This is a genomic window from Pseudomonas sp. NFX183, assembly GCF_047943075.1.
Lineage (GTDB): Bacteria > Pseudomonadota > Gammaproteobacteria > Pseudomonadales > Pseudomonadaceae > Aquipseudomonas.
In genome coordinates this window covers 4,601,495-4,625,760 of sequence record NZ_CP181333.1, presented here as the reverse complement: position 1 = coordinate 4,625,760, position 24,266 = coordinate 4,601,495, and the positions used below count along the sequence as shown (strand labels likewise).

Below are 24,266 nucleotides of genomic sequence, written 5' to 3'. Positions count from 1 at the left end.
CCACGACAATAAACAGTTTGTAGTAATCCATCAAATGACATAAATACGATTCGTATTACTATCAGGCGCAGGTTTTCGACATTCACTCAGAGTAGCCACCCTCATGACGACCCGCCCGTATCATCTGCCCGGCACCGCTGAAACCGAACAACTGTCGGGGCTGCGCACCAGCGGCGCGGCCCAGCGCGCATTGGATCATTACTTGAAAGAGGATGTGTCGGCACCGCTCCCGGAAGAGAGCTTCTTCGACATCAAGCCCAACGTCAGCCACGAGGATGCCCTGGTGCATGCTTCGGAGCTGTTACGCAGCGCAGCAGCGGCGGCCTACGAACTGGCGAGCAGCCGGCAGGGCAACCAGCGGGACCTGGCGTTTTCAGTGGTGTATTTGATTGATATGGCGAAGGTGATGGTGGAGCGGACGTTGCAGTCGCCAGCGGCTCAGGCAAACGCATAACAGACACGAAGCAAAAATATTTCTATCCCACGGATAAAAACATTTGACTTGCAAATGATAATGATTATTATTGGGCTCAGCTGATCGCGAGATCAGTCGATAGACCAAGGGACCTTAGGTCGGACTCTTGGAATATCTCCTCATCAGGCTAATCACGGTTTTTGACCCGGCTCTTTGGCCGGGTCTTTTTTTTGCCAGTTTCCCTGGCATGGCTTCAGGCTAATGAAGACTGTGTGTTGCTTGATGGCGCGCATGGTAGCAAAAGACCATCTTCAAAAGAAAGCCGAACGAGCGCTCCAGGCCCGATCTTTCCGAAATAGCGCTTGAGAATCAATCTCATAGATTCTAAGCTGCTGCTGCGTCAGGGATGATGCCCCCCCTCCCCCGTGCAAAAATATTGCATCAAGATTTTGCCTGACTCCTGTGTAAGATATCCGCCACAACACTCATATTCAGGCAATCAGACTATGACCGTGGCCTTGACCTCCATCAAGATCAGCACCGACTTCGACAGTGGCAACATCCAGGTTCTGGATGCGAGTGATGCCTATCAGTTATTGCTGGCGATCAAACCCGACACCCGCAGCGCACACTTCCAGTGGTTCCACTTCAAGGCCGAAGGCATGCACGTGGGCCACACCCACACCTTTCGCCTGAGTAACGCGAGTCAGTCCTCTTACAAAAACGCCTGGAGCGGCTACAACGCCGTGGCGTCCTACGACCATATCAACTGGTTTCGCGTTCCCACGCGCTTTGATGGCGAAACATTGCACATCAGCCTGGAAACCCGCGAAAAACAGGCCTGGATCGCCTACTTCGAACCCTACAGCCGCGAGCGTCACGACGCCTTGATCGAGCAGGCCTTGAACCGCGCCGGTACCCAGTTACTCGCCACCGGCAAAAGTGCCGAAGGCCGTGATATCCAACTGCTGCGCCGCGGCAAGGGTGGCGAGGGCCAGCGCAAGGTCTGGATCATCGCCCAGCAACACCCCGGCGAGCACATGGCCGAATGGTTCATGGAAGGCGTCATCGAACGCCTGCAACAGGACGGTGACGCCGAGCTGAAAAAACTGTTGTCCGTGGCTGACCTGTACCTGATCCCCAACATGAACCCCGACGGCGCCTTCCACGGCCACTTGCGCACCAATGCCATGGGCCAGGACCTCAATCGTGCCTGGCAGAGCGCCAGCCAGGAAATCAGCCCTGAAGTGCTGTTCGCCCAGCAGCAGATGGAAAAATACGGCGTCGACCTGTTTCTCGATATCCACGGCGACGAAGAAATCCCCTACGTGTTCACCGCCGGCTGCGAAGGCAACCCCGGCTACACGCCTCGCATCGAAGCGCTGGAAAAACACTTTCGCAACCACTTGAGCGCATTGACTCGCGATTTCCAGACCACCCACGGTTACACCCGCGACCTGCCGGGCGAGGCCAACATGACGCTGGCCTGCAATGCCGTCGGAGAGAAATTCGACTGTCTGTCGCTGACCCTGGAGATGCCCTTCAAGGACAACGACGATGCGCCCAACCCGAAAACCGGTTGGTCAGGTGAGCGCTCCAAACAGCTGGGCAAGGACGTATTGAGCACGGTTGCCGATATCGTCACGGCACTGCGCTAAGCCGCCCCGCCCCCGGCATCAGTCCTTGGTGCCGGTCATGCTTTGCAGCACGCCGTCACGGCGAATCAAGCCGTGAAACAGCGCCGCCGCCAGGTGCAACAGCACCGTCAGAAACAGCAGATACGCCAGATACCCATGGGCCTTGCGCAACACCGCAAACAACGGCGCATTCGCACCCACCAGCGCCGGCAACTGCACTGAACTGCTGAGCATCACCGGGTCACCGGCCGCCGAAATCATCGCCCAGCCCAGCAGCGGCAACACCAGCATCAACGCGTACAACAGCACATGAGAGGCCTTGGCTGCCAACCTTTGCCACAGCGGCAAATCATCCGGCAGCGGCGGTTGCCGAGTGGAAAAACGCACCACCAGCCGCACGATCACCAGCGCCAGAATCGCAATTCCCAGCGGCTTATGCAGGTGAATCAGCCACTCATGGCGCTCCGACACCGACGCCGCCATGCCCGCACCGATAAACAACATAGCGATGACCATCAGCGCCATCAGCCAATGCAGCACACGCGCCAGCGGCGCGAAATAGCGTGGTTGAACATTCATGGCTTCGACTCCTGAGGGGCGCTGTGCAGCGGGCTGACTTCACCGGCACGACGCACGTACGAGCTGGCGTAGGCTGCCGAACGCGCCGCCAGCAGCGGGTCGTCGGAGGCCTGGATACCACTGGGCAAAATCAGCGGATCAAAGTTGATATCACGGCAATCGCCGTCCGCTTGCGGCTGGCTGCTCTGCAGTACCAGGGTGCCGGCGTTGAGCACCTTGTGTTCGCCGGTCCAGGTTTTGCTCGCATCGTCCAGCGGGTCTCCGGGGTTGGCCAGGGTCATGTTCAACTGCCAACGCAGCGGGCCCAATGCTAGGCGCTGCACCAGGTCTTTTTCAAGAAAGTCGCTGCCTGAAGGCGCGATATCGCCCGCTGCATCCTGGCTCTGCGGCACGACGCCCCAACGCACTGCCTGGCGCTTGCCGTCAGCGCTGACCAGATAAAACGCATTGATGCCGTTGTAGGTCTCTGTCGCATAGCTGGCCGACGGCTTGGCCGTCTTGACCCACGCCAGGAACGGCGCGGTCTCCGGGTGCGCGGCAAAAAACGCCGGCATGCCCGCCGGGTTCGGCTTGCCGGTGGCCGGGTCTGGCGCGCCCGCCTTGAGCATCTGGTAAAAGGCTTCAGGCGTGCCCACCGGGAACACCGGCATGCTGTTCATCCCCGTGCGCCATTGCTGGCCGTTGGCTTGGCTGAACTGCAAGGCAAAGCTGCGGATCGGCACACTGCTGTCCGGCGCGTAAGGGTTGCCGCTGGGCAAGGCAAATCGACCAATCACCGGCGTTTTCGCTTCGCTGAACACTTGGGCACTCGAATACGCCCGCGCCTCGGGGCTGCTCTCGAAGTAACCCGCCACGCACACGCCCTTGGCATGGTTGCGGCGAAAGCCAGGGTGCAGGCCGTTATTGGTTTCCAGGGCATTAACCAGGGTTTTGGGGCGCAGGCGCTGTGGGTCGAGGGTGCCGTTGACGTAGGCAAACGCCCCGGCAACAACGGCAACCACGGCACCGATACCGGCGAGCCGTGCGATCAGGCTCGCGGTACTCAACGCAGGACGGGGCGGTGATGAGTGATCTACCATGAAGTGACTCCAGGGCCAGAGGCCTAAGCGGTGAAACATAAGGTCGGAGCATTAAGACGAACGCCGATCCGCTCTATTCCCACGCCCTGTGTTTATTTTTCAGGCTTGGGAATAACCTTCAACGTCAGACGTCTCCCTAGTCCCAGCGTAGCGACCAGCCAGATTCCCATGCACGAACTCGACGAACAGTTACGTGAACTGATCCCCAGGATGCGGCGCTTTGCCGTGTCCCTGACCCGTAACACCAGCAGCGCCGACGACCTGGTGCAGTCGACCCTGGAACGCGCAATCACCCGCTGGGCCGATAAACGCATCGAAGGCGACCTGCGCGCGTGGCTGTTCTCGATTCTTTACCGGCAATTCCTCGACGCCCACCGCCGCAGCCGGCGTTACGCGCGCATGCTCGACTTCTTTACCGGCCGTGACGACGCGCAACCTTCGGTGGAGCGCACGGTGATGGCCCAATCGGCCTTGCAGGCTTTCGACCAACTCAACACCGAACAGCGCGCCCTGTTGCTCTGGGTGTCGGTCGAAGGGTTAAGCTACAAGGAGGTTGCCGTCATCCTCGAGGTGCCCGTCGGCACCGTCATGTCGCGCTTGTCCCGGGCGCGCCAGGCCCTGCGCCAACTCAGCGATGGTGAAATTGCCAGCCCTTCCCTGCGGATACTCAAATGATCAGCCTGCCCCCCAGCGAACGCGATTTGCATGCCTACATCGATCAGCAACTGCTGGAGAGCGATCGCCGCGTGCTTGAAACCTACTTGGCGGCCCACCCCGACGTCGCCGCCCAGGTGCATGCCTGGCAACAGGATGCGCAAGCACTGCGCGCGTCATTGAGCGGGGCCTTGCAACAACCGGCCAACCCCGAGCTGGACCCGGCGCTGATTCGCCAACGCATCAAACACCAATCGCGCCGCCACTTCGCCACGGCTGCCGTGCTGTTGATCGCCGTCAGCCTGGGCGGTGTTGGCGGCTGGCACGCCCGCGAAGCGACCCAGCCTGCCCTGTTGCCGATGGCCGACGCGATGCAGGCGTTCCGCCTGTTTGCCCAGGACGGCATCATGCCCGCCGACTACAACGCCCAGGACGGTGGCTCGATGCAGGCCTGGCTGGATCGCTACTTCAACCAGGCGCACCGCCTGCCGGACTTGAGCCAGGCAGGTTTCAAGCCGGTCAGCGGGCGCTTGCTCACCACTGAGCAGGGCGCTGCCGCCATGGTGCTGTACGAAGACCCGCAAGGCCGGCGCATCAGCTTCTACATCCGCCCGCCCGGCCCGGAAAACGGCTTTCTGCCCCGCGGCAGCCGCAGCGCCGATGGCTTGCAGGCCGAGTACTGGTCCGGCAGCGGCTACAACTACGCGATGGTCAGCCCGGTGGGCCAGCCAACCACGCAGATGATGAAGTTCTAAAAGCCCACGTCCAGCACCACGTTGTCCAGATAGATGCCGCTCGGCGGCGTGGTCTGGTCGGTATAGACCTTGGCGTTGTAGTTGAACACCTGGCTGCCCGTGCCCAGGCCGTTGCCAGGGTTGACCTCGGCCGTTGAACTGGCCCGACGCGCCGTGCCCACGCTGCCCCAGCGGGTCGTGCTGGCACTCTTGAAGATGTCGTAAGCAAGGAAGTTACCGGCGGACACCATCTGCCGGCGGCCACCCACACTCACCGGGTTCTGCCCGTCACTGAGGCCCACGGTGTAGGCGCTGCCCTTGGTACAGGCCACGCTGGCCTGCCCGTTGACGGTGGAAAATGCACTGACCACCGGCGCGCTGCCAAAGGCGATGGCGGGCGTAGTGATCTGGCAGTCATTGACCACGGTCATGCTCACATTCAGCGTGGTGGTGCCGTTGTTGATCTCGCGGCCCGCGCAAATCCCACCAATGCCAATGCCCGAACAGTAGTTCCAGTTCCAGGCGATATTCAGGGTTTCGCTGTACACACCTGCAGCCACGTTACTGCCGATGGTGGTGGCGAAATACAGCGGCACAACTTTGGTGCCCGGCCCGAACACCAGGCCAAGGGAGGCGGCAATGCCGCCACTGCCGCCAAAATCGAACGCGGTGCCGCGCGTCATTGGGAACGCGGTGGTGTTGTTGGCGTAGATCGTATAGCTGATGACGTCCCCGGTCGGCCCGACCAGGCCGCCTTGCGCGGAACCGGTGACGGTCGCATAGAAATGGTCACTTGAGGTCAAGACTGACAGCAGCGCCGACGTGCAGCTCAAGCCAGCGTTGGTGGTCGAACTCGGCTGGGAGGTGGTGCGCACGGTCATTGAACTCACCGTGGTGCCGAAACTGGCCGGTACGGTGGCGCCCACCGTGCACACCGCCTGCACCTGCACCGACACTCCCAGGCTTGCCAACAACAGTAACCGCAACAGCCAATCCTTGACCCGCACACACACACTCCTTATGTCATTGGCACACCAGTGGCCCAATCAGCGGTACCTGCTCCTGCGTGGTATCCAGTTCGAACGTCGCCTGGCAGGTCTGGCCATCGCCGACGGTGACCTGCAAGGTGTTGTGCGCCGCCAGGTTTTCCAGGTAGACCAGGCCGTCCCACCCCACCACCGCCAGCGCGCCGCTTTGCTCGTGCCGCACCTGGCTGCCCAGGGGCAACTCCTGATGCTGGGCGTCGACCAGGGTGATGCTCGCCGCGAGCACCTGGCGCACCGGAAACTCCAGCAAGTAGCCACTGCCCCGGCGCACGGCCACACGTTGCTCGACGTTGGGCACTTGCATGTTGGCCGGCAGGTTCAGCGGGTCGATCTCGTATTTGGCCCGGTAGTAGGCGCTGGTCCACGGCACCAGCAAGTGCCCGTTGCGGTCGGTCTCACCCACCACTTGGTTCTCGTAGCGCACCGGTACGCCGCCGACGCCATCGGTGCTCACCACCACAAACGCATCGTCGACACGGTTGGCGGCGAACACGTGGTGGTCCATCCACACCAGCGAGCCACTGGCATCCGCCCAACGGGTTTGCGCGTCGCGGTTGCCATACACGCCGGCCTGCAATTGCACCGACTGCAGGCGCCAGGTCAGGTCGGCCTGTCGATAAGCCGGCCCGTCACCGCTGGCGTAACCCAGGTTAAAGCCCACGCCGCCCTCGGCCGGCACTGCCCGGCTGTAGTTGACGCGCTGCTGGCTTTCTCCGGTTTTGCTGCGTTCGCTGCCCACGCTGAGGCTGCCGTAGATGTCGAAGGGCACCACCACTTGGGCCTGCACTGCCCAGCTGCTGTCACCAACTTCGTGGTTGGCCGACAGGTAAAAACTGCTGTTGCGCCACAGCGCTTTGCTCCAGGTCATGTTCACCAGGCGGGTGCGAGAATCATCCGCCGCCTGCACATCGAAATAGCCCACGCCCAGGCTGCCGAAGTCGTTGAGGTTCAGGCTCAAGGTCGCTTGCTGGCTGCGCTTGCTGAGGCTGGCATAGGGCGTGTCGACCAGGCTCAGGTCGGCGTATTCATCGCGGCGCTCTACCCGTTGATAAGACACGCTGTAACGCTGATTGCTGTATTGGTAGCCCAGGCTCAGTTGCTGGCCTGTGCGCCCGTCGAACTGGCTTTGGCTGACGGCGGTATTGAGCACGCCGAAGTTGCCCATGCGCAGGTTGCCGCCGACACCGCCCAGGGCCAGGTCACCCGCGGCTTCGGCGTGGCTTTCCAGGGTAAACGCATCCGACAGCCCGTACCGAAAGGTACCGCTCGCCACGCCAGCGCCGTAGCCAAAATCGCGCACGGTGTAGTCGCGGCGCAGGTTCCCCGCCGCCACCGAAAAGTCCGACAAGCCCTTTTGCAACAGCGTACTCGTGACGTAGAACGGCACCGTGGTCGAGACCTGCCGGCCCAGGGCGTCGGTGGTCACCACCACCGCCTCACCCGCGCCGTTGATGAACGGCACGTTGGTCAGGGTGTACGGCCCAGGCTGCAGGTCGGCGCTGCTGGTTTTGTAGCCGTTGATAAACAGGTCCACCGACGACGGCACGGCGGCCTCACCGGCAAACTGTGGCAGCGGGTAGGTGACCAAATCCGGACGCACGCCAAAATCGCGCGACACCTGTACCCCGCCAAGACGCACTGAGGTGCTCCACGGCAAAGCGCCGCTGATCACATCGCCGGCCTCATAGGTCAGCAGGCGCTCGTCGTCGGAAAACCGCCACGTGGTGTCATAACGCCGATAGCCGTTGTACAGGCTGCTGCCGGCTGTCTCCCGGCCAAGGGTGGTGCGGTACTGGCCGGTGTTGGACAAGGTGCCCCAGGTGTCGAACAATCTGACTTCGTTGAAGATGCCGAGGTAGGTGCCGGCGTCATCGGTGTCGTTGAGGTAGGCATCATAGTTGAGCAGCGCGCCAAAGCTGGTCAGCGCCTGGGTGCGCGGGTAATTGTCGCGACTGCCGATAAATTGCTCCGGCAACCAGGCCGGCGGCACGCTGAGCATCAGGCGCTGGCCCTGGCTGTCGTAATCGGTGTGCATGCCTGGCAGGTTTTCCAGCGCAACCTCGGCGGGCACCTCACCCGGCAGCTTCATACCGATGTCCTGCAACACCGACGCCGGCAAAAACAACTGCCCGGCACGCTGATTGACGGCGACCACGCGCCCGGTATCCCTCTGGTTGACCACCAGTTCCAGAAACAACTGCGCATCGGCAACAGCCTCCATACTGCTGGGAGGGGGCGGCAATGGCGCGGCCACACTTGGCACCGCAAGCACCAGGCCAGACAGGCCACTCACCACCCACACCGATCGCCATAAACCTCTCGCCCGTTCATGGCTCACCAAGGCTTTGCGTCCATCAATGGACATCTCCATCCGTTAACACCAAGGGCTGCTCCATGCCCTACCGCACTGATTTATCGCCCGGGTGCAAGGTTCTCCAATTGCGTCGCACCATTGACTCGCACCTGCAGCGGCTGATCAGCCGGCAGCCCCTCCGGCACCGGCCAGCGCATGGTTGCGCCCGGCAGCACATAGCCCATCAGGCCTTCCACCAGCGGCCGCGGCTGGCCGCCCTGTTTGAACGTGGCGTCGGTCAAGCGCGCGTGCACGGCGCCCTGGTTGCGCATTTCGACGTAGTTGCGCCCGCCCACCGTGACCTTTTTCCAGCTCAGGTCCGGCTTGCCGGCGCTTTTGGGGTCGCGCTCGCGTGTACCGTCGACCTTGCTCCAAAGGCCCGGGCCATAGGCGAACAGCGGCACCGAATAGCGCATCTGGAAGCGAATCGCGGCGGCCGTCTTGCCATCAGCCGGGGCCGCAGGCGGCGTGGCCGGGGGGATTTCATCGATGATGATCCGGTAGGCCAGTTCCCGGCCCGGCGGCACCTCTTTGGTCCGGGTCAGGCGCACCAGCTGTTTCTGCCCCGGCTCGATCTTCGCCACCGGCGGGCTGCCGATCACGTCGCGCTGGTTCTGGTACTGCTCATCAAAACCACTTTGGGTCCAGGCAAACACGCGGATTTGCAGGTTGGCGGTCTCCGTGCCGCGATTTTCCAGCCACAGGGCGCTGGCCTGTTGGTCGGCCTCCAGCACCGGGTCAATCGGCCAGATCAGCACGGAGCTTGCCGCCTGCGCCTGCCCTGCCGTCAACGCCAACAACGCGCTCAAACCTGCTGCCCAAAAGTGCCGGGAAGCTGCATCCATAAGTCTTACTCCTCATTGCCAATCGCCTTACCACGACAGCTGCACCTGCAACGTGTCGCTGTACGTCCCCCCAGGCGTATTACCCGGTAACTGCACTCGCCCATAAATCGGCAAGGTGATGCTGGCTGCGTTGGTGTAGGCCACGCTCACGCTTTGGCTGATGCCCAGGCTCTGGCTGAACGCCGCGTCCCGAAACAGTTGATAAGCCACTTGGGCAGTGCCGCTATTGAGCTGCATCCGCCGACCGCTGTTGTTGTGCAAACCGCCATCGACACTCATGCTCAGCGCAACCCCCGGTGTACATTGCAGGGTCACGCCCGCCGTGAGTGCGACAGACGCGGTGCTGGTCGCCAGGGCCGAATAAGTGCCGAAGGCCAGGCTGCCGTAGTTCGTGCCGCCACCCACCACCAGGCATCCAGGGGTGATGGTCGCGCTGACCTGGAACGACTGACTGGTCACCGCCAGCAGCGACACCGGCATGCCCCAGCCGATGCACACCACACACGCCGCCCACCCTGCCCGACTCATGGCACTCAGAACGTCAGCGTCACGTTGACCGTGTCGGTGTAAGTCCCGGCCGGCAGCCCGGCCTTGCCGTTGGCCTTACCGTAAATATTCACCGCCTGGGCCACGCCCGTGCTGGGTGCCAGGTTGATCACCCCACCGATGGCGAGCAAATTGGAGTGACCACTGTCGGTGAACAGGTCATACGGCACGTAATTGGCCACACCGTCGTACAGCGCGCGGCCACCGCCCACGGACTTGCCGTCGTTGGCGCCGGCAGACACGGTCAGCGTCGGTGAAGTGCCCGCCGAACACAGAATCGACAACGCGCCACCGCCGCCGCCCAGCACCTGGCCGTCGGCTTCAGTGAACAGGCTGTTGGCCGTACCGAAGTTCAAGTTACCGAAGCTCATCCCGCCGGTGGCCGCCGCGCCATTGACCTGGCAGCTGCTGGTCAGCACCAGCGTTGCGGTGACGGTGCCGGCGACCGTGGCCGCCTGCGCACCCGACACCCACACCAGTGCCATCAATGGAAAAACTGCTTTCGATACAAGTGCATGCATGATGTTCATCCTCATGATTTACCAATCCAGAGTCACCGTCAGGGTGTCTGTGTAGATGCCGGCCGGTAGGGCCCTGGTATTCGCCACCACCGAGCCAAATACCGGGATCGGTACTTGCGTGCCCTTGGTCACGACGAAATTGCGTTGTTGGCCAACGCTGTAAGTGCTGTGGCCCAGCGGATCAGCCGACAGCCGATACGGAATGGTCTGACGCCCGTTGCTCAAGCGTCGCGTGGTGCCATCGCCGTGCGCGCCGCCGTCGATAGTCACGGTGAAACTGCTGACCACCGACGGGTTGCAGGACACCGACAGCGGCGCCTTGTCGCCATCGGAAACGGCTGCGCCCAGTGGGTTGATCCAAGTCGGCCCCTGGCTGCCAAAGTCGAGCATTGCCGTGCCGCCCACAGGGCTCACGGGCGCGCTCACGGGCGCGCTTGCGGCGCCCTTGCTCACCTCACAACTGGCGGTTATCACCAGCCGCGCATGAATCTGCCCGGCCACGGCCGCCTGGGCGTCCTCCGCCAGTAGCAACAGGCCGCCCATGGCCACGAGGGCCCAGCCCCGGCTTACCATGTGACCGTGACCTTGAGCAGGTCGGTGTAGCGGCCGACGGCGGGGATGTCCTTGAGCGGTTCGATGCGGCCATATAAGGGCAAGTCGACGCTGCCCGAGTCCGGCACGCGGCCACTGAGCGGTTCATTCACGGGCAAGGCAATACGTCGCGCGGCGTCGGCGTAAAGGCGATAGGGAATAGGTTTGCTCGAGGGGGTCGCGGCGCTGAGGTAGCGCACTTCGCCGACGCCGCCATGCAGGCCGCCGTCAACGCGCATTTGATAGGGTGTGTCCGGGTTGCATTCCAGGCGCGGCTGGCGCTGGCTGATCAAGGCCGCACTCAACGGGCCGGCCGGGTCATCCAGACGCGGGCCGCTGCCAAAGTCCAACACGCCCAGCTGCTCGATACCCGCATCGCGGGTGATGCCCACCAGCTGGCAGCCCCGTTGCACGTCGATGCGCACTTCTACCTGAAGTTGCGCAGCGTAAACCGTGTTACAGAGTATGGCGCCCATCACTGCCAATACTGCTCGTCCCTTCACAGCCCCAATTCCTTATACAGGGGTGACAACTGTGTATGAGGTTAGCCATTTAAGGAGAAACCGCCAGTTTGCCCAGGATTGCCCCCATGCCATGCTTTTTCGAGATAGCTGGCGGCGCGCTTCTCTAATGGTCAAATCGCTTCGGGCGCCCTAAAGTGAGCGACCACCGCACGACAGAGTGACTTGCATTGGCTGTGCTTCCCCTGATTCATCGTTTGCTGGGCAAAAAAACCGCCGTCCTGGCCCCCTCGCCTATCCCGGCGTTCTTTGAGAACAAAGCCAGGCAACAGGGCTATACCCTGAGCGCAGGCCAAAACCGGGCGATTGCCGCCCTCGCCCGCGAGACCCAGCACCTGCTCGCCAACCTTGCAACGCGCAGCCTGTACCTGCACGGCCCGGTGGGGCGCGGCAAGAGCTGGCTGCTCGATGGGTTCTTCCAGGCGCTGCCGATTGCCGACAAGCAGCGCGTGCACTTCCATGCGTTTTTTGCCCGCCTGCATCGGGGCATGTTTGCGCACCGTGAGCACGACGACGCCCTGGGCGTGACCCTCGATGAGCTGCTGGCGGGATGCCGGGTGCTGTGTTTCGACGAATTCCATGTTCACGATATCGGCGATGCCATGCTTATCAGCCGGTTGTTCAAGGCCTTGTTCGAGCGCGGCGTGCTGGTGCTGGTGACCTCAAACTATGCACCCGAGGGGCTGCTGCCCAACCCGCTGTACCACGAACGCTTCAAACCGGTGATCGACCTGATTGCCGCGCGGATGGACGTGCTGGAGGTCAGCTCACCCCAGGATTTTCGCAGCTTGCCCCAAGCACATGCCGAGCAGCACTTCAGCGCCGGCCAGTATGTTTGGCCGGGCACGCCCGCCCAGCGTGAAATGCTCGGACTGCCCACCACCGATTGCCCTGCGCAACGCCTGACCGTCGGCAACCGCCAGCTGATATGTCGCCACCATCAGGCGCCAACCCTCGCGTTCACCTTCAACGACCTGTGCGAACAACTCACGGCCGTGATGGATTACTTGCTGCTCTGCGAGGACTTCGACCACTGGATTGTCGACGGGCTGCCCCAGTTGGCAGACTGCCCGATTGCCGTGCAACAGCGGTTTATCAACCTGGTGGACGTGCTGTACGACCAGGACAAACGCCTGACGCTGATCGGCCAACACCCCTTGGCGCATGCCCTTGAAGGGCAGGCCATCGACCTCGCTCGCACCGCGAGCCGCCTGAACCAATTGCAAACCGTCTGCCCGCAACCGGCGCCTCACCCGGTATCATGAGCGCCTTTTTACGCCCTCTTGCCGAGTGACTGCGCCGTTCATGAATACCCTCGCCCAACTCAAGGCCGGCCAACTGGCTGGCATCACGCGCCTGGACCTGTCCTGCGGGCTGACCGAATTCCCGCGGGAAATCTTCGAACTGGCCGACTCCCTGCAAATCCTCAACCTCACGGGCAACGCCCTGAGCAGCCTGCCCGACGACCTGCATCGCCTGTCGCACCTGCGCGTGCTGTTTTGCTCGGACAACGCCTTCACCGAGCTGCCGGCGTGCCTGGGCCAGTGCGCACAGCTGAGCATGATCGGCTTCAAGGCCAACCAGATCAGCCACGTGCCCGCCGCCGCCCTGCCGCCGCAGTTGCGCTGGCTGATCCTCACCGATAACTGCATCAGCCAATTGCCCAGCGAATTGGGCAAGCGGCCGTTGCTGCAGAAACTGATGCTGGCCGGCAACCAACTGGCGCACCTGCCGCAAAGCCTGGCCAACTGCCACAACCTGGAACTGATCCGCATCGCCGCCAACCGCCTGACGCAACTGCCGCAGTGGCTGCTGACGCTGCCGAGCCTGACCTGGCTGGCCTATGCCGGTAACCCGGTGGAAATGGCCGTGGCTGTGGCGGGCGATGACGCGACACCGAACATCCCCTGGTCGGAACTCGAACTGGGCGAAGTACTGGGCGAAGGCGCCTCGGGGATCATTCGCAAGGCGGCGTGGCGACCGCGGGGGTTGTCAGTCGCAGTCAAACTGTACAAAGGCACGATCACCAGCGACGGCTCTCCGCTGCACGAAATGCAGGCCTGCATCGCCGCCGGGCTGCACCCCAACCTGATCAAGGTGGAAGGCCGCGTGGTGGGCCATCCCGATGACCAGGCCGCGCTGGTGATGGACCTGATCGACCCGAGCTATCGCAACCTTGCCGCGCTGCCGAGCCTGGCGTCCTGCACGCGCGATATCTACGCGCCCGACACGCGCTTCAGCCCCGAAGTGGCCTTGCGCATGGCGCGCGGCATAGCGTCGGTGGCGGCCCATTTGCACCGCCACGGCATTACCCATGGCGACCTGTATGGCCACAACATTCTGTGGAATGCCGAAGGTGATTGCTTGCTCGGGGATTTTGGCGCGGCGTCGTTCCATGCCACGGCGGACACCTTGGAAACCCAGGCGTTGCAGCGTATTGAAGTGCGCGCGTTTGGGGTATTGCTGGGGGAGTTGCTGGAGCGGGTTGACACGCCGTTCAACGACCAGGCGTTGGTCGCGCTGCAGAACAGCTGCTGCCAGCCTGATGTGTTGGCGCGGCCGAGCTTTGAAGAGATCGAGACCTTGCTGCAATCTCTGCCACGCCACTGATCAAATGTGGGAGCGGGCTTGCTCGCGAATGCGTAGTGTCAGTCACTGATTGGGTGACTGACACACTGCATTCGCGAGCAAGCCCGCTCCCACATTTTTTACCGCGTTCTATTCAGCGATAAATCAGCCAGCCAGGCCGACGAACATATCCTGCACGTCGTCATGGTTGTCCAGGCCTTCCAGGAAGGCTTCGACTTCGGCCATCTGCTCATCGGTCAAACCACTCACCGGGTTCTTCGAGATGTAGCCCAACTTGGCCGACAACACCGTGAAACCCTGCTCCGGCAGGGCTTTCTGCACGGCATCCAGGTCGGTGGTTTCGGTGATGAACAGGGTCGTGCCCTCTTCTTCGCCGTCTTCAAAGTCCTGGGCGCCGGCTTCGATAGCCGCCATTTCCGGATCAGCGTCCGGCGTGTCCGGCGACGCTTCGATCAGGCCGACGTGGTTGAAGTCCCAGGCCACAGAGCCCGAAGCACCCAACTGACCTTTGCGGAACGCCACGCGGATTTCCGCCACGGTGCGGTTGATGTTATCGGTCACGCACTCGACGATCAGCGGCACCTGGTGCGGGGCGAACCCTTCGTAGGTCACGCGGTGGTACTGCACGGTTTCACCCAGCAGGCCGGCGCCTTTCTTGATCGCGCGCTCCAGGGTTTCCTTGGGCATCGAAGCCTTTTTGGCTTGCTCAACCACCAGACGCAGGTGGGCGTTGGTCGCGGTGTCGGCTCCGTTGCGGGCAGCAATGGTGATTTCTTTCACCAGCTTGCCGAAGATCTTGCCCTTGGCATTGGATGCCGCTTCTTTATGTTTGACTTTCCACTGTGCGCCCATGACTCACTCTCTTCTGTCCATCGCGCCGAGACGTCTACTGGCCGGCGCTTTGGGGGCAGAGTTTATAGGGCAAAAAAAATTCGTTCCAGCAAAAAACCGTCAACACGCCAACTCGAAAAACGCCTGAATCAGGCGCAGTGAGCGGCGTCGCTGCATGCAACCGAGCATGTGCCGGTTGACCAGCCCGTCGCCCTGCAAGGAAATGGCATGCACGCGCGGATCGCGGCTGACCTCCATTGACGACACGACCCCCACGCCCAGTTCAGCGGCGACGGCTTCGGTCACCGCCTCACGGCTGTCCAGTTCGAGCAAGACTTTGGGCTGCACAGCGGCGCTGGCGCACGCGCTGTCGAAGGTGCGCCGGGTAATCGAGCCGGGCTCGCGAAGCACCATGATCACTTCATGCAATTGCTCCAGGCGAATGCCCGCCGGGTCGGCCAGCCACGGATGCCCTGCCGGCACCAAGGCGCAGATGCGCGATTCGTTCAGGGCTTGCAGGTGCAGGCCATTGCGCGGTTCCACCTCGGTGAGCACCGCCACATCCGCATGCTCGGACAACAGCGCCGCCAGGGTTTCCTGAGCATTGCCCAAGCGCAGGTTCACGGTGATGCCCGGGTAGCGCGCACGTAACCTGGCGATCATCGGCATCACCAGATGCGGGCCGTCGGCCGCCACCTCCAGGCGCCCGGTGAGCAACTGACGGTTGGCTTCCAGCAGGGTCTGGGCCTCGTCCACCAGGCCGAAGATCGCGCGGGTGATCGCCGCCAGGCGCGTGCCCTCCTCGGTCAACTCCACCCGCCGCGCCGTACGCCGTAACAACGGGATCTGATAGTGCTCCTCCAGAGCCTTGATGTGCCCGGTCACCGCCGGCTGGCTGATGAACAGCCGCGCCGCGGCCCGGGTGAAACTGCCCTCGCGGGCTACGGCATCGAATGCACGCAGTTGGAACAAGTTCATAGCTATCGGCCTCACTGATAGCTCGCATAACAACAAACAATTTGATTGATAACAAGCCAAACTGCAATTTAGGCGCCGTAGATTCAACCCCCGAGACTTGCGAGGACTTGAGATGACCACCGCCACGCCCATTCTGCTCACACCCGGCCCGCTGACCACGTCCGTGCGTACGCGTCAGGCCATGCTGGTGGATTGGGGTTCATGGGACCAGCGATTCAACCAACTCACCGCCAGCGTCTGCGAGCAGTTGCTGGCGATTCTCAACGCTGCCGACAGTCATCACTGCGTGCCCCTGCAAGGCAGCGGCACCTTTGCCGTCGAAGCCGCCATCGGCACCCTGGTGCCGCGCAATGGCAAGGTGCTGGTGTTGATCAACGGCGCCTACGGCAAGCGCCTGGCCAGGATCTGCGAAGTGCTCGGCCGCGATTTCAGCACCTTTGAAACCGCCGAGGATGAACCGACCACTGCAGCCGATGTGAGCCGTCTGCTGCTCGCCGACCCGGCCATTACCCACGTGGCGCTGATCCACTGCGAAACCAGCACCGGCATTCTCAACCCGCTGCCGCAGATCGCCGAGGTGGTGAAAAGCCACGGCAAGCGCCTGATCATCGACGCCATGAGTTCCTTCGGTGCGCTGCCAATTGACGCTCGCGAAGTGCCGTTCGACTCGCTGATCGCCGCCTCGGGCAAATGCCTGGAAGGTGTGCCGGGCATGGGTTTCGTGTTTGCCGACAAACAGTCGCTGGCCGCCGCCCAAGGCAACTGCCACTCCCTGGCGATGGACCTGTTCGACCAGCACCGCTACATGGCCAAGACCGGGCAATGGCGCTTCACCCCGCCAACGCACGTGGTCGCCGCCCTGCACGAAGCGCTGCTGCAATACCACGAAGAGGGTGGCCTGCCGGCGCGTCACCAACGCTACGCACGCAACTGTCAGGCGCTGCTGGACGGCATGGCCGAAGTGGGCCTGCGCAGCTTCCTGCCGGCAGCGATCCAGGCGCCGATCATCGTCACCTTTCATGCGCCAAAAGACCCGCGTTACCAATTCAAGGACTTCTACGAACGGGTCAAGGCCAAGGGTTTCATCCTTTACCCCGGCAAACTGACCCAAGTGGAAACCTTCCGCGTGGGCTGTATCGGCCACGTCGATGCGGCCGGCATGCGCGCAGCGGTCAAGGCGATCGCGCAGGTGCTGCAAGAAATGGAAGTGCTGGACGTCTGATTGCCCCATTACCCACAGGATTTGAACCATGAACTATCAAAACCCCAACACCCTCCAGGCCGTTGTCCTCGACTGGGCCGGCACCGTGGTCGACTTCGGCTCGTTCGCCCCCACCCAGATCTTTGTCGAAGCCTTCGCCGAATTCGATGTGCAAGTCTCCATCGAAGAGGCCCGTGGCCCGATGGGCATGGGCAAGTGGGACCATATCCGCACCCTTTGCGACCAGCCGCAGGTGGCCGAGCGTTACCGCAAGGCGTTCGGCCGTACGCCGACGGATGATGACGTGACCGCCATCTACCAGCGCTTCATGCCATTGCAGATCGAGAAGATAGCCGAACACTCGGCGCTGATTCCCGGCGCCCTCGACACCATTGCGCGGCTGCGTGTGCAAGGCATCAAGATCGGTTCCTGCTCCGGCTACCCCAAGCAAGTCATGGACAAAGTCGTCGCCCTGGCCGCCACCAATGGCTACTTCGCCGATCACGTGGTCGCCACCGACGAAGTGCCCAACGGCCGCCCATGGCCGGCCCAGGCACTGGCCAACGTGATCGCGCTGGGCATCGATGATGTGGCGGCTTGCGTAAAGGTCGATGACACCGTGCCGGGCATCCTCGAAGGCCGCCGCGCCGGCATGTGGACAGTGGCGCTGACCTGCTCCGGCAACGCCCTGGGCCTGACATATGAGCAATTTCGAAACCTGGACGCCGCCACCCTGAACAGCGAGCGCAAACGCATCGAGAAACTCTTTGAAGGCTCGCGCCCGCACTACCTGATCGACACTATCAACGACCTGCCTGCAGTGATCACCGATATCAATCAGCGCCTGGCGCGCGGTGAAATGCCGCAAAGCCACTGATTGAGGTCAAAACAACGGCATTTACGCCAGGCAAAGCGCTCAAAACCGGCATACAGTTAAAGGACTCCGTCACCAAGAACGGAGGTTTGCCCTGATGAGTGAGGAACACAGCGATGCCGTGGAAAAACTCCGATACACGCTACAGCACCATGTCGATTGCGCTGCACTGGTTGATGGTGGTGCTACTGGCGGTGGTTTACGCCTGCATAGAGTTACGCGGCCAGTTTCCCAAAGGCAGTGGCGCGCGTACGTTGATCGTCGAAATGCACTTCATGTTTGGCCTCACCGTGTTCGTGCTGGTGTGGCTGCGCTTGTTCGCGCGCAGCCTGGGCGTTGCGCCGAAAATCGTGCCGGCCCCCCCGCAATGGCAAAGCCTGTTGGCCACGCTGATGCACGTTGCGCTGTATGCGTTGATGATCGGCATGCCGATCGCCGGCTGGCTGATTGTCAGTGCCGAGGGGCATTCGGTGATGTTCTATGGCATTGAGCTGCCGCCGTTGATCGCTGAAAACAAGGCTCTGGCCAAAGAGATTGAGCACTGGCATGTGCTGTTCGGCAAGGTCGGCTACTGGCTGATCGGGCTGCATGCATTGGCCGGGATCATTCACCACTACATCCTGCGCGACAACACGGCGCTGCGGATGATGCCCGGTCGAGTCAAAACCGGCGGCTAAGGCTCTACGCAAACCCACGGCGACCTTGCAGGCCGCCGGTATGCACGAAGATCAGACGAGTGCCGGGAGGAAAACGCCCGGCCTCGATCTGCTGCTTGAGCGCCAGCAAGGCCTTGGCGGTGTAAAGCGGCTCCAGCGGCACACCACTGGCCTGTTCCGTGGCGTGCATGAATTCAAGCAATAACGGATCGACCTTGGCGAAACCGCCTCGGCTTGCGTCCACTAATTCATACCCTTGCTGCACGATAGCCTGCACGTTTTGAGCGACGCCGTGGTCGTCCGGCACCGCCATTGCGCCATAGACCGTGCGCGCGCCCGCCTCGGCCAACGTCAACCCGGCCAGGGTCGTACCGGTGCCCGCCGCCAACCACCACGCGTCGTAGTCGGCCCAGCCCAGGGTGTTCAATTGCGCGCGCACTTGATCGACCAATACCGCGCAGCCCAAGGCACCGGCGATTCCACCGCCGCCTTCCGGCACGGGGTAAAGTTGCGGGTATTGTGCGTGCCACGGCAACCAGAAATCCGCCGCATGCCGCGCGCGATAGCCGCCGTAACCGAGCCAATGCAGCTGCATGCCGAAGGCTTTCAGGTCGAGCACAGTGGGTGTGTCTTGCGGATGGCCGCGCAACAGGCCTACGGTCGGGAAACCGAAGCGTTTGCCGGCCGCCGCCAGCGCGTGCAGGTGGTTGGAGTGCGCGCCGCCGAGGCTGATGACTCCGCGGGCTCCGGCCGCCTGGGCATCGGCCAGGTGCTGGGTGAGCTTGAACCATTTGTTACCGCTGATCAGCGGGTCGATGCGGTCCAGGCGCAGCACGGCCACCTCGACGCCGTTCAGCCAATCCAGCTGCAACAGTTCAAGGGGCGCGTGGGGAAGCCAGTCGAAAGGGCCCATCGGGAGGCATCTGAATAGAAAAAGGGGCGGTAGTCTAACACCGCCCCTTTTTCCGTCTTACAGCTCGGCAGCGAGGCGCGAGCCCTGGTTGATGGCGCGCTTGGCATCCAGCTCGGCCGCCACGTCGGCGCCGCCGATCAGGTGCACGTTCTGGCCTGCGGCGACCAGGCCGTCCTGCAGCTCGCGCAGCGGGTCTTGCCCGGCGCAGATGACGATGTTGTCCACCGCCAGCAGCTGCGGCTCGCCTTCGGCGCCGATGCGGATATGCAGACCCTGGTCATCGATGCTCAGGTATTCGACGCTGTTGAGCATCTGCACCTGTTTGTTCTTCAGGCCTGTGCGGTGGATCCAGCCGGTGGTCTTGCCCAGGCCGTCGCCGACCTTGGAGGTTTTGCGTTGCAGCAGGAACACTTCACGCGCCGGCGCATGCGGCGCCGGCTTGATACCGGCCACGCCACCACGGGCTTGCAGCTGCGTGTCGATGCCCCACTCTTTCCAGAACGCTTCGCGGTCCAGGCTGGTGGACACGCCGGCGTGCACCAGAAATTCAGAGACGTCAAAGCCGATCCCGCCAGCGCCGATCACCGCCACGCGCTTGCCCACCGGCTTGCGCTCAAGAATCACGTCCAGGTAACTCAGCACCTTGGCGTTGTCGATACCCGGGATGGCCGGGGTGCGCGGCGCAATGCCGGTGGCGAGGATAATCTCGTCATACCCGCCCGCCGCCAGTTGCGCGACATCCACACGGGTGTTGAGGCACACCTCAACGTGTGTGGTCTGCAATTTGCGCTTGAAGTAGCGCAGGGTTTCAAAGAACTCCTCTTTGCCCGGCACGCGCTTGGCGATATTGAACTGGCCGCCGATTTCGCTGGCGGAATCGAACAACGTCACTTGGTGGCCGCGCTCCGCCGCCACGGTAGCCGCTGCCAGGCCTGCAGGACCGGCGCCGACCACGGCGATTTTCTTGATCTGCTTGACCGGCAGGTAGTTCAGCTCGGTTTCGTAGCAGGCGCGCGGGTTGACCAGGCAGGTGGTCAGCTTGCCGCCAAAGGTGTGGTCCAGGCAGGCCTGGTTGCAGCCGATGCAAGTGTTGATTTCATCGGCGCGGCCGGCCGCCGCCTTGTTGACGAACTCCGGGTCAGCCAAAAATGGCCGCGCCATCGAGACCATGTCGGCATCGCCTTCGGCGAGGATCTGCTCGGCAATGTCCGGCGTATTGATACGGTTGGTGGTGATCAGCGGAATCTGCACCGCACCGCGCAGCTTGGCGGTGACTTTGCTAAACGCGCCACGCGGCACTTTGGTGGCGATGGTCGGGATGCGCGCTTCGTGCCAGCCGATACCGGTGTTGATAAGGGTCGCACCGGCCTGCTCGATGGCCTTGGCCAACTGCACGATTTCTTCCCAGCTGCTGCCGCCTTCGACCAGGTCGAGCATCGACAGGCGGAAGATAATAATGAAGTTCGGGCCCACGGCTTCACGCACGCGGCGCACGATGTCCACCGCCAGGCGCATGCGGTTTTCGTAGCTGCCACCCCAACGGTCGGTGCGATGGTTGGTGTGGGCGGCCAGGAACTGGTTAATGAAGTAGCCTTCGGAACCCATAATTTCCACGCCGTCGTATTCGGCGACCTGGGCCAGCAGCGAGCAAGTGACGAAATCCTGGATCTGCTTTTCGATGCCTTCTTCGTCCAGTTCCTTGGGCTTGAACGGGTTGATCGGCGCCTGGATCGCGCTCGGTGCGACTTGCTTGGGGCTGTAGGCATACCGCCCGGCGTGAAGGATCTGCATGCAGATCTTGCCGCCCGCTTCGTGCACGGCCTGGGTCACGATTTTGTGCTTCTGCGCTTCCTCGTCAGTGGTCAGCTTGGCCGCACCGGCATACACGCCGCCCTCGTCGTTCGGGCCAATCCCGCCGGTGACCATCAGGCCGACACCGCCACGGGCGCGCTCGGCAAAGTAGGCGGCCATGCGCTCGAAACCACCTGGCTTTTCTTCAAGGCCTGTGTGCATCGAGCCCATCAGGGTGCGATTGCGCAAGGTGGTAAAACCCAGGTCCAACGGGGCCAGCAGGTGCGGGTAGGCAGCAGCGGTCATGGTACAGCTCCACAACGGATCATCACGGGACGTGGCAGGCTCGAATGGCCTGCCATCGGTTTATGTCCCACAGACTAAGAGGCGATGGACTGCCGCTCAATGACTGAAACTGACAAGTTATTGATCCAAATGCACAGCGCCCCTTGGCAAGCAGGTGCCTGAGCCCTACCCTAGTCGGCGAACCCTGCACACGGTCTGTTGTCTGTTGCCCCATGCGTAAACTTCTAGCGTTCACCCTCGTCATGGCCCTGGTTGCCGCCGTCGCCGCGTATCTGGTCTGGACCCAGGAGCGCCCTGTGGCGCATTACCTGTCGGACCTGCGCATTTCCCTGGCCGTCAATGAAGGCGAGCCTGCCGATCGTGGCAACTTGCTGGGCATTCAGCCGGAGTTGTTCCCCGCCGATTACCAGAGCCTGGAGCGCCTGCACCTGAAGCTCGCGGCGTACCTGCAAAAGGCCCGTGATCAGGGGCTGATCAATCAAAAGACCATCGTGGTCCTGCCCGAACATATCGGCACCTGGCTGATGCTCAGCGGCGAAAAAAACGAGTTGTACCAGGCGGTCCATTTAAAAGACGCGATGAACTGGCTGTCGGCCAGCAACCCTCTGCAGTTTGCGCGCGCATGGATCAGCGCCACCGGCGATAACCGCATGGATGACGCCTACCTGCGTATGAAAGCCTCCGCCATGGCGCGCGACTATCAAGTGTTGTTCGGCGGCCTGGCCAAAGAGTTTGGCGTCACGCTGGTGGCCGGCTCCATCACCCTGCCCAACCCGAGTGTCGAACAAGGCCAACTGCATGTCGGCCATGGTCCGCTGTACAACGCCAGCCTGGTGTTCGGTGCCGACGGTTTGCCAGTGGGCCAGCCACAGCGCCAGTTCTACCCCATCTACGATGAGCGCGGTTTTATCCAACCGGGCGATGAAAATATCGTCAACGTGGTCGACACCCCGGCCGGGCGCCTGGGCATCCTGATCGGCAGCGACAGCTGGTACCCGGACAACTACCGCAAACTCAACGAGCAAGGCGCGCAGTTGGTCGCCGTGCCGGCATTTGTGACTGGCCGCGACACATGGGATCGCCCATGGCGCGGGTTCAAAAGCGTGTCGACGCCACCCGAAATCAGCCTCAAGCCCGAGGAACTCAGCGAAGGCGAAGCGTGGCACCGTTTGACCCTGATCAGCCAACAGCCGATCAGCCAGGCAAGCGCTGGCATGAGCGTGTTCTTGCGTGGACAGTTCTGGGACTTGGGCACTGCGGGGCACAGCTTTCTCAGCAGCAACGGGCGAGTCAACGCCGACAGCGGCGCCCGTGGCGCACGCCTGCTGAACATCTGGTTGTAGCGCCTTGAAGCCGGTGCGCCTCGGGGATCTGTCGGTGGGCTTCGTGCACACCCTGGCGGACGCCATTCAAAGCCACGGCCTGGACCCGCAACCGCTGCTGCTGCAATACGGCCTGGACGCCGCGCGCCTCGCCGAAGCCGGTGCGCGTCTGTCGATCCCACGTTACATGCGCCTGGGCCATGCGGCCATCCAACTGACCGGCGACCCGGGCCTGGGCTTGCGCATGGGCCAGCTCAGCCGCTTGAGTCAGGCGGGCCTGGCAGGCGTCACCGCCGCGCAAGCGCCCAACGTGCGTGAAGCCGCGCGCACATTGACCCGGTTCGAGGCGCTGTACGGCTCCAACTATCGCGGGCAGTCGAGTTTTCACGAAGATGCCGAAGGGGCGTGGCTGCGGTTCTATTCCATCAGCCCCTACAACGCCTACAACCGCTTTGTGGTGGATTCGATCATCGCCGGCTGGCTGCAGCAATTGTCCAGCCTGGCCCAACAACCGGTGCAGGCGCAGCGCATCGACATCGAATTTGAAGCGCCCCCGTATTGTGACCAGTACGCCGTGCTGGGCGACGGCCCGGTGCAATTTGGCGCCGACGCCAACCAACTGCGCCTGAGCCAGCAAACCCTGGCGATGCGCAACCCGCAGCATTGCCCGAGTACCTGGCAGCTGTTGTTGAAGTTGTGTGAAGCAGAGCTGGAGCAGTTGACGCGCACCCGCAGCCTGCGCGAGCGCATTACCCGTTTGCTGGGGCCGATGCTCAATGGCGGCCGGGAACCCGACCTGGAAGAAGTGGCGGCACGCTTGAAGCTGCCCACCTGGACCCTGCGCCGCAAACTGGCCGAAGAAGGCACGCAGTTTCGCGCGATTCTCAACGACACCCGTCGCGATCTGGCCATGACCTACATTCGTGACACGGAATTGGCGTTCGGCGAAATCGCCTACTTGCTCGGTTTTGCTTCAGCCCAAGCCTTTCAACGGGCGTTCAGGCGATGGAACAACCAGACTCCAGGGGAATTTCGCCGCAGTCAGCGGCATTCCGCCTGAAGTCGGTATTACAGCTCGGTGGCGTCATCGACCGGATCCAGCGGATCCAATTCAAACGCGTGGTACTCCAGCAGTTCTTCTTGGTAATCGTCCATGGTGGACTCCTTGTGGGTTTAAAGCGGCTGCCAATAAATGACCCGCACAGCCAGCCTAAAGTGCCGTGATGACGAAAAAATGTCTGCGCCATGACGTTCCTGCACATCCTGATTAAACGTAGCAGCGCT

Annotated in this window: 24 protein-coding genes; 11 read left to right on the top strand and 13 right to left on the bottom strand. The window is 62.4% G+C overall.

Annotation, left to right across the window (positions count from 1 at the left end):
- Positions 1 to 103: 103 nt before the first annotated feature.
- Together ACM530_RS21660 and ACM530_RS21655 are read left to right on the top strand one after the other, a co-directional pair.
- Positions 104 to 454, top strand: a complete 351-nt coding sequence (locus ACM530_RS21660) for a DUF6124 family protein (RefSeq protein WP_416363122.1) — start codon at positions 104 to 106, stop codon at positions 452 to 454.
- Positions 455 to 921: 467 nt separating this feature from the next.
- Entirely contained in the window at positions 922 to 2,073 is a 1,152-nt protein-coding gene (locus ACM530_RS21655; RefSeq protein ID WP_416363121.1) for a M14-type cytosolic carboxypeptidase, read from the top strand.
- 18 nt (positions 2,074 to 2,091) lie between these two features.
- On the opposite strand, the gene ACM530_RS21650 is transcribed toward ACM530_RS21655, so the two are convergent.
- Together ACM530_RS21650 and ACM530_RS21645 are read right to left on the bottom strand one after the other, a co-directional pair.
- Positions 2,092 to 2,631 (bottom strand): cytochrome b, encoded by a 540-nt coding sequence (locus tag ACM530_RS21650; RefSeq protein WP_106578819.1) that lies wholly within the window; start codon positions 2,629 to 2,631, stop codon positions 2,092 to 2,094.
- A complete protein-coding gene (locus ACM530_RS21645) occupies positions 2,628 to 3,710 on the bottom strand; it encodes a catalase family peroxidase (RefSeq protein ID WP_416363120.1) in 1,083 nt (360 codons plus the stop codon). The genes ACM530_RS21650 and ACM530_RS21645 overlap by 4 nt, the downstream gene beginning before the upstream one ends.
- Before the next feature lie 168 nt (positions 3,711 to 3,878).
- Between ACM530_RS21645 and ACM530_RS21640 the strand changes: the two genes are divergently transcribed.
- Positions 3,879 to 4,385 (top strand): sigma-70 family RNA polymerase sigma factor, encoded by a 507-nt coding sequence (locus ACM530_RS21640; RefSeq protein ID WP_106578821.1) that lies wholly within the window; start codon positions 3,879 to 3,881, stop codon positions 4,383 to 4,385.
- Positions 4,382 to 5,119, top strand: a complete 738-nt coding sequence (locus ACM530_RS21635; protein ID WP_416363119.1) for an anti-sigma factor family protein — start codon at positions 4,382 to 4,384, stop codon at positions 5,117 to 5,119. Before ACM530_RS21640 ends, ACM530_RS21635 begins: the two co-directional genes overlap by 4 nt.
- On the opposite strand, the gene ACM530_RS21630 is transcribed toward ACM530_RS21635, so the two are convergent.
- From ACM530_RS21630 to ACM530_RS21600, 7 genes are read right to left on the bottom strand one after another with little or no spacing between them, the layout of a single operon-like run.
- Complete coding sequence (locus tag ACM530_RS21630) at positions 5,116 to 6,105, bottom strand: spore coat U domain-containing protein (RefSeq protein WP_404483379.1); 990 nt, start codon at positions 6,103 to 6,105, stop codon at positions 5,116 to 5,118. The two genes, ACM530_RS21635 and ACM530_RS21630, sit on opposite strands and share 4 nt — an antisense overlap.
- Before the next feature lie 16 nt (positions 6,106 to 6,121).
- On the bottom strand, positions 6,122 to 8,515 hold the full coding sequence (locus tag ACM530_RS21625; RefSeq protein WP_416363118.1) for a fimbria/pilus outer membrane usher protein: 2,394 nt from the start codon (positions 8,513 to 8,515) through the stop codon (positions 6,122 to 6,124).
- A 41-nt stretch (positions 8,516 to 8,556) separates the two neighbouring features.
- On the bottom strand, positions 8,557 to 9,342 hold the full coding sequence (locus ACM530_RS21620; RefSeq protein WP_242199352.1) for a molecular chaperone: 786 nt from the start codon (positions 9,340 to 9,342) through the stop codon (positions 8,557 to 8,559).
- Positions 9,343 to 9,369: 27 nt separating this feature from the next.
- Positions 9,370 to 9,870 carry a spore coat U domain-containing protein gene (locus ACM530_RS21615; protein WP_404483382.1) on the bottom strand — a complete coding sequence of 167 codons (501 nt, stop codon included), beginning with the start codon at positions 9,868 to 9,870 and terminating at the stop codon, positions 9,370 to 9,372.
- Positions 9,871 to 9,875: 5 nt separating this feature from the next.
- The gene (locus ACM530_RS21610) at positions 9,876 to 10,409 is read right to left on the bottom strand and encodes a spore coat U domain-containing protein (protein ID WP_404483384.1); all 534 of its coding nucleotides are present in this window, start codon (positions 10,407 to 10,409) and stop codon (positions 9,876 to 9,878) included.
- Positions 10,410 to 10,427: 18 nt separating this feature from the next.
- Positions 10,428 to 10,982, bottom strand: a complete 555-nt coding sequence (locus tag ACM530_RS21605) for a spore coat protein U domain-containing protein (protein WP_416363117.1) — start codon at positions 10,980 to 10,982, stop codon at positions 10,428 to 10,430.
- Positions 10,976 to 11,476, bottom strand: a complete 501-nt coding sequence (locus tag ACM530_RS21600) for a spore coat U domain-containing protein (protein WP_164487989.1) — start codon at positions 11,474 to 11,476, stop codon at positions 10,976 to 10,978. The genes ACM530_RS21605 and ACM530_RS21600 overlap by 7 nt, the downstream gene beginning before the upstream one ends.
- Before the next feature lie 215 nt (positions 11,477 to 11,691).
- Here ACM530_RS21600 and zapE point away from each other — a divergent pair, with 215 nt between their 5' ends.
- Together zapE and ACM530_RS21590 are read left to right on the top strand one after the other, a co-directional pair.
- Positions 11,692 to 12,786: a cell division protein ZapE gene (gene zapE, locus ACM530_RS21595; protein ID WP_416363115.1), complete on the top strand. Its 1,095-nt coding sequence runs from the start codon at positions 11,692 to 11,694 to the stop codon at positions 12,784 to 12,786.
- Positions 12,787 to 12,826: 40 nt separating this feature from the next.
- Positions 12,827 to 14,131 carry a protein kinase gene (locus tag ACM530_RS21590; RefSeq protein ID WP_416363114.1) on the top strand — a complete coding sequence of 435 codons (1,305 nt, stop codon included), beginning with the start codon at positions 12,827 to 12,829 and terminating at the stop codon, positions 14,129 to 14,131.
- A 123-nt stretch (positions 14,132 to 14,254) separates the two neighbouring features.
- On the opposite strand, the gene ACM530_RS21585 is transcribed toward ACM530_RS21590, so the two are convergent.
- Entirely contained in the window at positions 14,255 to 14,962 is a 708-nt protein-coding gene (locus ACM530_RS21585; RefSeq protein ID WP_090402660.1) for a YebC/PmpR family DNA-binding transcriptional regulator, read from the bottom strand.
- A 99-nt stretch (positions 14,963 to 15,061) separates the two neighbouring features.
- Positions 15,062 to 15,919, bottom strand: coding sequence for a LysR substrate-binding domain-containing protein (locus ACM530_RS21580; RefSeq protein WP_416363113.1), 858 nt, complete (start codon positions 15,917 to 15,919; stop codon positions 15,062 to 15,064).
- A 112-nt stretch (positions 15,920 to 16,031) separates the two neighbouring features.
- Between ACM530_RS21580 and ACM530_RS21575 the strand changes: the two genes are divergently transcribed.
- From ACM530_RS21575 to ACM530_RS21565, 3 genes are all read left to right on the top strand, one after another.
- Positions 16,032 to 17,141: a 2-aminoethylphosphonate--pyruvate transaminase gene (locus tag ACM530_RS21575; RefSeq protein ID WP_416363112.1), complete on the top strand. Its 1,110-nt coding sequence runs from the start codon at positions 16,032 to 16,034 to the stop codon at positions 17,139 to 17,141.
- Between the two features lie 28 nt (positions 17,142 to 17,169).
- Positions 17,170 to 17,997, top strand: coding sequence for a phosphonoacetaldehyde hydrolase (phnX, locus tag ACM530_RS21570; RefSeq protein WP_404483394.1), 828 nt, complete (start codon positions 17,170 to 17,172; stop codon positions 17,995 to 17,997).
- A gap of 113 nt (positions 17,998 to 18,110) precedes the next feature.
- Positions 18,111 to 18,671 (top strand): cytochrome b, encoded by a 561-nt coding sequence (locus ACM530_RS21565; RefSeq protein WP_242199336.1) that lies wholly within the window; start codon positions 18,111 to 18,113, stop codon positions 18,669 to 18,671.
- 4 nt (positions 18,672 to 18,675) lie between these two features.
- Here the strand turns inward: ACM530_RS21565 and ACM530_RS21560 are convergent, their stop codons facing one another.
- Both ACM530_RS21560 and ACM530_RS21555 read right to left on the bottom strand, forming a co-directional pair.
- Complete coding sequence (locus ACM530_RS21560; protein ID WP_404483396.1) at positions 18,676 to 19,563, bottom strand: 1-aminocyclopropane-1-carboxylate deaminase/D-cysteine desulfhydrase; 888 nt, start codon at positions 19,561 to 19,563, stop codon at positions 18,676 to 18,678.
- A 57-nt stretch (positions 19,564 to 19,620) separates the two neighbouring features.
- Positions 19,621 to 21,660 (bottom strand): NADPH-dependent 2,4-dienoyl-CoA reductase, encoded by a 2,040-nt coding sequence (locus ACM530_RS21555; protein ID WP_242199334.1) that lies wholly within the window; start codon positions 21,658 to 21,660, stop codon positions 19,621 to 19,623.
- Between the two features lie 212 nt (positions 21,661 to 21,872).
- On the opposite strand from ACM530_RS21555, the gene ACM530_RS21550 reads away from it, so the two are divergent.
- Entirely contained in the window at positions 21,873 to 23,003 is a 1,131-nt protein-coding gene (locus tag ACM530_RS21550; protein ID WP_145163943.1) for a carbon-nitrogen hydrolase family protein, read from the top strand.
- 4 nt (positions 23,004 to 23,007) lie between these two features.
- Positions 23,008 to 24,042 (top strand): AraC family transcriptional regulator, encoded by a 1,035-nt coding sequence (locus ACM530_RS21545; protein ID WP_262206041.1) that lies wholly within the window; start codon positions 23,008 to 23,010, stop codon positions 24,040 to 24,042.
- The last annotated feature ends 224 nt before the right edge of the window (positions 24,043 to 24,266 follow it).